Annotated in this window: 4 protein-coding genes; 1 reads left to right on the top strand and 3 read right to left on the bottom strand. The window is 53.2% G+C overall.

What is annotated here, in order from left to right:
* Positions 1-149: 149 nt before the first annotated feature.
* Positions 150-476 (bottom strand): hypothetical protein, encoded by a 327-nt coding sequence (locus tag RE6C_RS14725; protein WP_144054774.1) that lies wholly within the window; start codon positions 474-476, stop codon positions 150-152.
* 108 nt (positions 477-584) lie between these two features.
* A complete protein-coding gene (locus RE6C_RS14720; protein WP_008657735.1) occupies positions 585-1,487 on the bottom strand; it encodes a HEPN domain-containing protein in 903 nt (300 codons plus the stop codon).
* Positions 1,488-1,542: 55 nt separating this feature from the next.
* Between RE6C_RS14720 and RE6C_RS14715 the strand changes: the two genes are divergently transcribed.
* Positions 1,543-1,851: a hypothetical protein gene (locus tag RE6C_RS14715; protein ID WP_008657734.1), complete on the top strand. Its 309-nt coding sequence runs from the start codon at positions 1,543-1,545 to the stop codon at positions 1,849-1,851.
* Positions 1,852-1,939: 88 nt separating this feature from the next.
* Here the strand turns inward: RE6C_RS14715 and RE6C_RS33720 are convergent, their stop codons facing one another.
* The gene (locus tag RE6C_RS33720; RefSeq protein ID WP_039962129.1) at positions 1,940-2,437 is read right to left on the bottom strand and encodes a DMP19 family protein; all 498 of its coding nucleotides are present in this window, start codon (positions 2,435-2,437) and stop codon (positions 1,940-1,942) included.
* Positions 2,438-2,453: the final 16 nt, after the last annotated feature.

Raw genomic sequence — 2,453 nt, 5'->3', positions numbered from 1 at the left:
GTTACCCGTCACCGGGCCGGGAAAGCTGATTGTCCATTTGTGAAACTGCGCAAGCCCGGCTCCGGTGCACGGGATGGTTCCCCGCAGTCCAGCATGTTGCAGTGGTCATCGGTTGATCGTTTGGTTTACCTGCGATTTGACTTTTGTGTTCACGGTGCATCGTCCGCACCGTTCGCGACGAGCAACTTGACGATTTGTTCTGCAAGGCGGTTGGATGCTTCGTCCCGCCGTAAAAGTGTTTTGCCCGCAGGCATGATGGCAATGAACATTGTTGGGTTTCCGAGACGTCTTTCCATTGCAAGATGCACACTCGCAGCACCGTGTGTTACTTCGTAGCTTGCAGTGTCCATTCGGCGGATACCCCGCTCGATGCTGTCGCTCGACGATAAAGTGCAGTCGAAATCGGAATTGTCAAGAATCGACGCAAAGTCATCGAACATCGCAGGTGGCGCATCGAGTGTCAGTGCGTTAGCCATCTGTGTCTCGGTCGGGGAACGGCGGGCATAACCGGGTCGCCGCGGTTGATGTTCCATTTGAAAACGCGCGATCGGCGACTCCGCGTTCATGCCATTGTTATGCTTCAATTACGGTACTAGTTGGTCTTCAATCGGCAACGAGTTTTGTTCGGCGCACCGTCGCAAGAGTTGACACAGAACATCTGCGGATTCGCTTACCGCCGATGAAGTATTACCTTTGATCTTTGAACCGTGTACTGCAGCCGAACGTGAATTGTATAGTTTCTTGACGGCATCGAAAACGGATCGCTTTTGTTCTTCGTTGTTCGGATGCAAGAAGCGGGCAATGTATAGGCTGATCCTGAATCGGATTTCTGAACTGGCCCCGAACAACCCTTCGATTCCGGCCCAAAGGATTGCCATTTGAACGCGAGCCATGGAATGCCAGCGGTACGTCGCGAGGCAATGTACCGCCGTTTGAAATCGGTCGTTGTCCAATAGGGTGTGGGCGCTTGCAAAGTGATCGGCTAACCATCCTGAATCGTCGGCCGTAATCTGATAGGGAGAGTCATTTGTCAGACCGCGCATGTGAAGATTAGTTGCGCGCAGAGTGCTATCAGGCGCAATGGAATCGGCCGCAACATCGCTTTGGAGATTGAAACTGATCTCAGTTTGAAACAACGCGCTGAGGAGCAACACGTCCCACGATGAATTCCATGCGATGGCCGCTACGTCCTTTGGTGTTGATGCCTCGATTTTCAGTTGAGCCGAGATGCGCGGAACAAACGCCGCAGCAACGGCAATGTCATCTGGGTGCGTGCACGCCGAAAGAGTCGTTTCAAGATCAAGGTGCGATGTGTCAGCGCGTTGGAGCTGAACGTTGTCGCTCAAGGCTAAGGATTCCGAGACGGCGATACCGCTCAGAAGCATGTACGTTTCGTTACCAACGCCGACGATTCGCATTTTGTCTCCGCAGCATAACGTCCGCGATAACCGGGCGGCGACGAAAAGCGTTGCCACCCCGATGGACATGGCTTCGCCGCTCCGTGTTCATCGCATTGTTATGCGGCTTTCTAGGATTGAAGCAATGAACGTCGGTTTGAGAGATTTGGTTTCAGGTGTTGTTGGTGTCGAAAATACGGATGGATTTCCGTTGGAGTCGACGCCGCCGCAAGGGCAAGTAATCGTTGAATTTGGAACGGGTGCGAAAACCAAAATCGGTGCCAATATGGATGAGTTCGAGAAGGCGAAGAACGCAGTGGCAGGGAAGCGAGCGACCGTGACGCCCCAGACAACGCCAGCCAAAGCGTTCAAGCACTATTTGCAGGCGGCTCACAACGTGATGGTGGATGAGGCGACAGCGGGTGATATTCTCGCGACCGCCAAGTCCGCATAACGTCCGCGTTGACCGGGCCGCGGCCAGTAAAGTTACCATTTCAAAACCGCCCGATCCGCGGCTCCGTGTCCAACGCTTTGTTCTGCGATTATTGGGTTGTCGATTGTCGTGCGATTGAATCCATGTTGTTACGAACGAACTCAAGCGTCGCCCTCCAAAACGAGTCCCAATCGACATTCTCGTGCAGGGTCTGAATTCTATCACAAGCGTCGTCCCATTTGTCCCCATGCAACTCTGCGAATGATGTTACAGCGAATTCAGCCAAGCCGGTGCAGTCGTTTTGCATCGCATCGTAAGTCATGCCGGCGGAGATTGCCGTTGTGCGAATTTCTTCCAGAACGTCCGCGTGATCTATGCAACCAATCTTGCGCACAGCAAGGACGGTTTCCGTAAGCCGATTACCAGCCGAGTTCCCAAGAAATCCGTTGATGCCATTCATTGAGCATTCGGTTTCATAATCGACAAGGAGCATGACGACAGAGAGCGGGTTCGTCGTGTCGCAGATTCGACCGTCATCGCGGTACTCGGATAGCGGCGGCTCGTAAATTAGGACAGACAAATCGTCGAGTAGTTTAGATGCATCCATCTGTCAGTCTGTCGCA

Source organism: Rhodopirellula europaea 6C (genome assembly GCF_000338295.1).
In the GTDB taxonomy this organism is placed as follows: Bacteria; Planctomycetota; Planctomycetia; order Pirellulales; family Pirellulaceae; genus Rhodopirellula; species Rhodopirellula europaea.
Note: the sequence above shows the minus strand (reverse complement) of the source record. Positions and strands in the feature narration are given on the sequence as shown.

Excerpts from the sequence above, each read along its gene's own strand:
- RE6C_RS14725 (WP_144054774.1), bottom strand. The coding sequence starts at position 476 with ATGGCTAACGCACTGACACTCGATGCGCCACCTGCGATGTTCGATGAC.
- RE6C_RS14720 (WP_008657735.1), bottom strand. The coding sequence starts at position 1,487 with ATGTCCATCGGGGTGGCAACGCTTTTCGTCGCCGCCCGGTTATCGCGG.
- RE6C_RS14715 (WP_008657734.1), top strand. The coding sequence starts at position 1,543 with ATGAACGTCGGTTTGAGAGATTTGGTTTCAGGTGTTGTTGGTGTCGAA.
- RE6C_RS33720 (WP_039962129.1), bottom strand. The coding sequence starts at position 2,437 with ATGGATGCATCTAAACTACTCGACGATTTGTCTGTCCTAATTTACGAG.